Source organism: Mailhella massiliensis (assembly GCF_020741395.1).
GTDB classification, from domain to species: Bacteria; Desulfobacterota; Desulfovibrionia; order Desulfovibrionales; family Desulfovibrionaceae; genus Mailhella; species Mailhella massiliensis_A.
In genome coordinates, this window is the sequence record NZ_DYZA01000155.1 from 1 (window position 1) to 6,625 (window position 6,625).

Below are 6,625 nucleotides of genomic sequence, written 5' to 3' on the forward strand. Positions count from 1 at the left end.
CCTGCTGGACGCACCTCTTCGCTCCCGCCGTCCCCCACTGGGCAAAAAACTTTGTTGAGGAATGCAGAAAATAGGGGAGTTGAGCGGGGGAAGGAGGAAACCCTTTTGAAAAAGGGCTTTCCTCCTTCCCCCGCACCCCCATCCTCCTTCCGAAAACTTTTATTATGAGAAAGACGGCATCAGTCCTTCGAACATGCCGTGCCGTCCGGCACATCCCCGCGTCTTCTGCGCCTGCACGGGCATGAAATCAAAACGGGCGAGCCCCGGGCATCCTCCTCCGGCAGACTTCCCGCTCCCCCGGTCGCAACTCTTCCGTTTCATGAAAACCAAAAAGCGCCCGGCTCCCTTCCGGCACGCCCTCTCTCCACGAAGGCCATCATGAAAGACATCCGCATCCGCACGGCGACCACGGCCGACGCCCCCGCCCTTCTTGACATCTACGCGCCCTACGTCCGGGAAACGGCCATCAGCTTTGAATACGACGTTCCCTCGCTTCAGGAATTTGAAGGAAGAGTAAGCCATACCCTTTCCCGCTATCCGTGGATAGTGGCGGAACAGGGCGGCCGCGTCCTCGGCTATGCCTACGCCTCTGCCTTCCATCCCCGCGCGGCCTACCAGTGGTGCGCGGAAGCCTCCATCTACCTTGCGCGGGACGCGCGCGGCCATGGCCTCGGCGCACGGCTCTACGATGCGCTGGAAGATATCCTCAGGCGACAGAACATGCTTGTGCTCTATGCCTGCATCGCAAGCCCTTCCGAGGAGGACGAACACCTCACCCGCGCAAGCCTGCGCTTCCATGCCCGCATGGGCTTCCGCAGCGTGGGCGAATTCCCCCGCTGCGGCTACAAGTTCGGCCGCTGGTACGGCATGGTATGGATGGAAAAACGCCTCGCCGAACCCTCCGACCCGCCCGCGCCCGTCATACCCTTTTCGGAAATGGGATAGACGGTTTTGCAGGGGAAGGGAGAAAGCTTTTTGAAAAAGGCTTTTCCCCTCCCCAAAACTTTCCATTGCACACCACGGGCGCAAAAGCCGGGCAGCCCTGAAGAGGCCGAAAGGAGACTCCCGCACCTATGCCCCCGCATCCGGCAAAAAATCTGCCGAAGTTCCGCCGGGCACGGAGCCTCTTCCGGGCAGCACAAAGGCCCGGAGGCGAAGTCCTGACGAAATGCTCCCGGGGCATGACGCTTCCCTTCGAAAGTGCTTTCAGGCAGGACACGCTCACGCTGAGGCGGCAGCGCGTACGCGGCAGACAAAGCACGCCCTGCCCTCATGCCCGGAGCGTTCCCCGCCTTTTCCGGCGGAAGGACGGCCTTTCGACCAGAGCATGCCTTATGCCAAGCGCACAGCACGGCGAAAGGCCGAAGGCAGACCTGCGCCATCCTTTCCAGGGGCGGCACAGCAAACAGCCGCGAGTCGAAGGAGAGCCTCTGCGGATGGAAGGCCGTTGCCCTGCCTGCTGAGGGGTCCGGCGGGAATCATTCCCCACGGCGGGGCCTTGGGGCAGCGCCCCACGGGCTTTTCCGGCGGGGCGGCGCCCCGCGTGCCTTTCCTGCCTTTAAACACAAAGCGGCGGGAGTTGTTCCCGCCGTTTCGCGTATTGTCTGCCGGGGGGAGCTAGCGCCGCACGTTCACGAGGTAGAGGCGGCAGAGCGCCACGGCAAGGAGCAGGGCATCCGGGCCCCAGGCGGCCATGAGCGGGGGGAGCGAGCCCATTTGTCCCAGGGTCTCGCCGAACATGGTGAGCGAGTACATGATGAAGGTAGCGGCCATGCTTATGGCCACGGCGATATAGACATTGGAATTCCAGGAAACGATAGCCGCACCGAGCAGGGCCATGACGATGAGGGAGGCGGCGTAGGATATTTTGCCGTGCCACACGGTACGCAGGCCTTCCACGTTGGAACCGGCCTCGCCGAGCTGTTCAATGGCCTCGCCGAGCTGCCAGATGGGGAGCTGCTGGAGGTTGTTGGATTCGGTGGAGAAGAAGAGTTCCGGGTCCTGATGCAGGGGCAGCTCCAGGCGCGGCAGATGTTCACGCCGGTAGCTTTCGGGGAAGAGGCGTTCGGCGTCGGCAAGGACCCAGCCTTTTTCGCTGCCCATGACGCGGGGAGCCCGCACAATGACGTCCACATCGGATACGCCGTCGCGCACATGGAAGGCCGAAAAGCCCATGCCCTCGCCGCTGGGCCTCAGCGCGTTTATGGAAACGGTCCAGCCGTTTTCCATGAACCACACGTCGGAAATGGTGCGCTGGCTCAGATCCTGCTTGCGCACTTCCTCCCGCCATATCTGCTGGGAATAGCGCTCGCCCTGCACGCCGAGGAACTGCGAGCAGGCGAACTGCACGCCGCCCCAGAACACGCCGCAGAACACGAGCACCACGGCCACGGTAAAAAAGGAAATGCCGCCCGCATGCAGGGCCGTGAGTTCCCGGCTGTGGCCCATGAGGCAGAGCGTGACTACAGTGGCGAGCAGGAAGACGGCGGGCAGTATCTGCGCCACGATGGAAGGCAGGCGCACGCCGAAGTACTGGAGTATGAGCCCGAGGCCGGAGCCGGCTTCGATGAAGATATCCGCGCGCTCCACAATGTCGGTGAGCAGGTAAAGGCCCACGCCGAGGCCCATGATGAGCAGAAGCAGGCGCGCGTGCCGCCGGAAGATGTAACGGAAAAGCAGGCTCATGCCTTATCCTCCTTCTTCTTTTTACGGCTCCTGCGCGACTGCCAGTGTTCCGTGATGCGCGGCATCCGCTCCTGCGCGGCAAGGCGCATGCCGTAGAGGCCGAGGAGGAGGAAGACGAGATTGGGCGCCCACAGGCCGACGGTGGGCGTAAGGTCGCCGCTTTCGCCGAGGCTTATGCCCAGCATGAGCAGGCTGTAGTACACAAGGAAGAGCAGAAGCGCCATGAGCACGCCGGTCTGCTGCTTGAGCCCCTGGAAGGATGTTGCGATGGGTATGACGAAGATGCACAGCACCACGCAGGCCAGGGGGAAAACGAAGCGCTTGTGGCGCTCCACCACTATTTTGCGCGCCATGCGCGGATCGGTTTTCTGCAGGGCGCGCTCATTCTCATAGTCGTAAAGGCGCGCCCAGGTGTATTCCTTGGGCTTGACCGGGCCCATGTCCACGCCCTGGAACAGGGAATCGAAGCTCAGGCGCACGGCGTATTCCTGAAAGCCCATGATGGAGAGGGCGTTGTCCTTTTCCGTATAGCTGCGCCCGTTCTTGAGCAGGAAGATGATCTCGCCGTTCTCATAGTCGGCGTCCAGGCTCCCGTCCGGGGCAAGGATAGTCATGGTAGTGTCGGCGGCGCGGCGGTCCTCCACCATGACGCCCGCCATGGTGCCGGAAACCGGATCCACCTTGCGGGCGAACATGACCATGTTCGGCACGTCCTTGTTGAACACGCCGGGCTGCACCACCACTCTTGCGCTGCTGCTTGCGATGCTGAGCACTTCGGAGCGGAAGTTCCCCATGCCCCAGGCCTGCCAGTAGAAGGAGATCCAGAAGCCGAAAAGCGCGCAGAACACGGAAAAGAGAAGCGGCGCGGGCAGCATCTGGTAAAGACTCACCCCGCCCGCCTTGAGGGCCACGAGCTCCCTGTCGGTACTCATGCGCAAAAAGGTGAGGAACACCGAAAGCATGCACGCGATGGGGCAGATGATGAGCAGAAAGAAGGGGCTCAAGTAGCCGAAAAGGCGCAGCGTATCCCAGATGTTCAGCTCAAGCCCGAGGAGCATGTCGCGAAGCTGCAAGGCGCGGCCCATGAGAATGAACAGAAGAAGCACGGCCATGGACAGAAAGAAGGTCTTGGCGTGCTCCATGAACAGGCGTCGCTGGAGAAGGTTCATGCGCGCGCCTCATCCTGCCGGACGAAAAGGCGCTCCAGGGCCTCCTGATCGAGGGGCGAAAGGTTGAAGCGCACTCCCGCGCCGTCCAGCAGCTCGGCCACGCTCACGGAAGGAGATTCCTGCCTGCGTTCCAGCATATACGCGAGCGCGCGGCGCACGAGTTCCTCATGCTGCATCACGGTAGCCATATTTTCTCCACATGCGTCTGATTCCGGGCCGCCGCCCGACGGGGCAAAAACCGCCCTTCCACGAAAAAGCGTTATACGAAAAGAGATTTCCCGCGCTTTCCCGTTTTGTCAATCCCTTTTTCCCGGGCGGCGGGAAAGCCGCGCCCGGCAAAGCCCGCGCCGCGCCTTTTTGGGGAGCGCGCCCCCAAAAGGCGGCTGCGGCGGAGAGAAAAGGTTCCTAGTCCAGCACCACGATTTCCCCGGGTTCCATGACGAGGGGGCGGCACTCCGGCGCATGGCGCTTCAGGGCCTCCACAAAGGCGTCGGCGTTCTGCGCGAGCACCGGGAAGGTCTTATAGTGGATGGGCATGGCCACGGGAGCCTTCAAAAGCGCGGCGGCCCGGGCGGCAAGCTCGCCGTCCATGGTGAACACGCCGCCCGCAGGCAGAAGCGCAAGGTCGAGCCTGAAGCGGTCGGCAATGAGCGCCATGTCGCCGAAGAGGCCCGTATCGCCCGCGTGATACACGGTGTGCCCGCCGGGCATTTCAATGACGTACCCCACGGGGGAACCCGCGGCCGCGGAATGGAAGGCCTGCGTCATGGTGATCTTCACGCCCTTTTCCTCAAGCGTGCCGTCCACATTGCCGCCCATGCCGTAGTTGATGATCTGCCCTTCCGGCACGCCGTGTTCACGGAAATACCCCACGAGGTCGTGGATGCAGTAAAGGGTTGCGCCGGTGGTACGCACTATTTCCACGGTCTGGCCGAGATGGTCGCCGTGGTCGTGGGTAAGGGCAACGATATCGGGACGGGGAATTTCGCGCCAGTCGGGCGCAAAGGGATTGCCTTCAAAAAAAGGATCGACCAGAACGGACACGCCGTTCTCGTTGAGCATGACATTGGAATGGCCGTACCAGGTAAGGTGCAATTGGGACATGTTGTACCTCCGAAATGGGGGTTCAGGTTCCGGGGAAAGCCGCGCCCGCTTCCGGGAGCGGCGGGACTTTTCTTTTAATATCCCGAAGGCCCACGGTCAAGCCGTCGCCTTTCCCCCTTTTTCTTCGCCACCGCCATGCCGCACGGCGCGGGCATGGAGGCGCTGTGCCTGCCCTGCCCGAGCGGCTTTCCCCGGAACGGAAGGGGCCCGGCATACCGGTTTTCCCCGGGGAAACGGCGGTGCTGGCTTTCCCCCGCAGAGGGGAAGCCGGGCCGCCTTCAGCCCCGCTGCCCTTCGGGCGCGCCGCCCGGCCGGGCGGAAAAGGCCCCGAAGGCGCTTTCCCCGGGCGGAAGCCCCCGCGCCCGGGGAGGGGACAAATCCGACGCCGAAGATACAGGCCCCGCCCGGTTTCTGCAGCCGCCGTGCGGCCTTTCCCGTGCCCGCCGGCGAGCCGCCCGCACCTCCCTGCCGGAGCCTCCTTCGGCCCCCGGCTTCCCGGCTTTTCTGTGCGGAAGAAGGGCTGGGGAGCCGGGGGGCTTTGTCCCCGGCCTTGACAAAAAGCCCCGGGCGGGCAAGGCTCTGCCTGCGGATTCTGCCGCAAGGAGCCTTCATGACGCGCATCGCCCTTGTCCTTCCCCTCCTGCTTCTCCTGCTCCCCTTTTCCGCCCCCGCCTACGACGACGGGGTGGACGAACTCGCCTTTGCCGTGCCCGACACCTTCACGGAGCTGACCGACCATGATTCCGACCTTTTCCGGGACACGGAAAAATATGCCGTAAGCCACGGCAGGCTGCTCAAAATGTACCTGCCGCAGTACATGGCCCATCAGTACCGCTACGGCAGCCGCGACGCGGTGACGCGCCAGGTGCTCATCTGCGCCATGGAAGGCCAGAAAAGGCCGCTCACCCAGAAAGACGCGGAGCTTCTGGCCCGCTCCACCGAGGGGCTTTTCATCGGCTTTTCCCGCATCCCGCGAAGCCGCACCGATACCCCCGCCCAGGAGATGGAAAACAGGGAAAAGGCCCTTGCCCGCGCGCTGGAAACAGGCTCCCCCCTTCTGGTGGATTCCGTGCGCACCTCAAGCGCCTTCCTCTATACCTTCCTCATCCACGACAACATGGTGGAGCGCGGGCCGAAAAGCTGGCTTTCCATGGCCATGGCCACGGCCGTGGTACCCGTGAAGGACACCGTGCTCTTCGTAACCGTAAGCTCCATACTCGGGCACGACAATCCCGAGCCCCATCTCGACTGGGTGAAGGAAACGGCCGGAACCTTTGCGGATATGATTGTGCGCGCCAACAAAGGGGAAAAGAAATAGGCGCGGGGCATACCGCGCAATCCGCGCCGCCCGCAGGCGCCCCGGAAGCGGGCATCTCACAGGCCGCAGTCCGGATCTCATTGATTGCGGCAGGCGCGGCCCCTTTCCGCGCGGCAGGGGAGACTTCTTCTTGCCCTCAAGGCCGGCAGCATGCTCTTTCCGCGCAGGCGGGGAACCCGGCAGCAACGATGCCGGGATAACGACCTCTGCCGCCGGACAGGGGGGCATGACTCCTGCCTTCTCCTCCGGCCTTCCGAGGCCCCTTTCCCTCCCGGGCGCGGAGGGATCGGGCACTCCGTGCCTGCCGCGCTGCGTCAACGGCCTGTTCCCTCCCGGGCGCGGAGGGATC

Annotated in this window: 6 protein-coding genes; 2 read left to right on the plus strand and 4 right to left on the minus strand. The window is 63.5% G+C overall.

Translation table 11 applies throughout. From position 1 onward, the window contains the following. Positions 1-378 precede the first annotated feature (378 nt). Entirely contained in the window at positions 379-945 is a 567-nt protein-coding gene (locus K8W16_RS07680; RefSeq protein ID WP_304122564.1) for a GNAT family N-acetyltransferase, read from the plus strand. A gap of 672 nt (positions 946-1,617) precedes the next feature. Here the strand turns inward: K8W16_RS07680 and K8W16_RS07685 are convergent. From K8W16_RS07685 to K8W16_RS07700, 4 genes are all read right to left on the minus strand, one after another. Beyond that, positions 1,618-2,685 (minus strand): LptF/LptG family permease, encoded by a 1,068-nt coding sequence (locus K8W16_RS07685; RefSeq protein ID WP_304122565.1) that lies wholly within the window; start codon positions 2,683-2,685, stop codon positions 1,618-1,620. Further along, positions 2,682-3,854: an LPS export ABC transporter permease LptF gene (gene lptF / locus K8W16_RS07690; protein WP_304122566.1), complete on the minus strand. Its 1,173-nt coding sequence runs from the start codon at positions 3,852-3,854 to the stop codon at positions 2,682-2,684. The genes K8W16_RS07685 and lptF overlap by 4 nt, the downstream gene beginning before the upstream one ends. Next, entirely contained in the window at positions 3,851-4,042 is a 192-nt protein-coding gene (locus K8W16_RS07695) for a hypothetical protein (RefSeq protein ID WP_304122567.1), read from the minus strand. The genes lptF and K8W16_RS07695 overlap by 4 nt, the downstream gene beginning before the upstream one ends. 217 nt (positions 4,043-4,259) lie before the next feature. Continuing rightward, positions 4,260-4,958: a metal-dependent hydrolase gene (locus K8W16_RS07700; protein ID WP_304122568.1), complete on the minus strand. Its 699-nt coding sequence runs from the start codon at positions 4,956-4,958 to the stop codon at positions 4,260-4,262. Between the two features lie 610 nt (positions 4,959-5,568). On the opposite strand from K8W16_RS07700, the gene K8W16_RS07705 reads away from it, so the two are divergent. Further along, the gene (locus tag K8W16_RS07705; RefSeq protein ID WP_304122569.1) at positions 5,569-6,276 is read left to right on the plus strand and encodes a hypothetical protein; all 708 of its coding nucleotides are present in this window, start codon (positions 5,569-5,571) and stop codon (positions 6,274-6,276) included. The last annotated feature ends 349 nt before the right edge of the window (positions 6,277-6,625 follow it).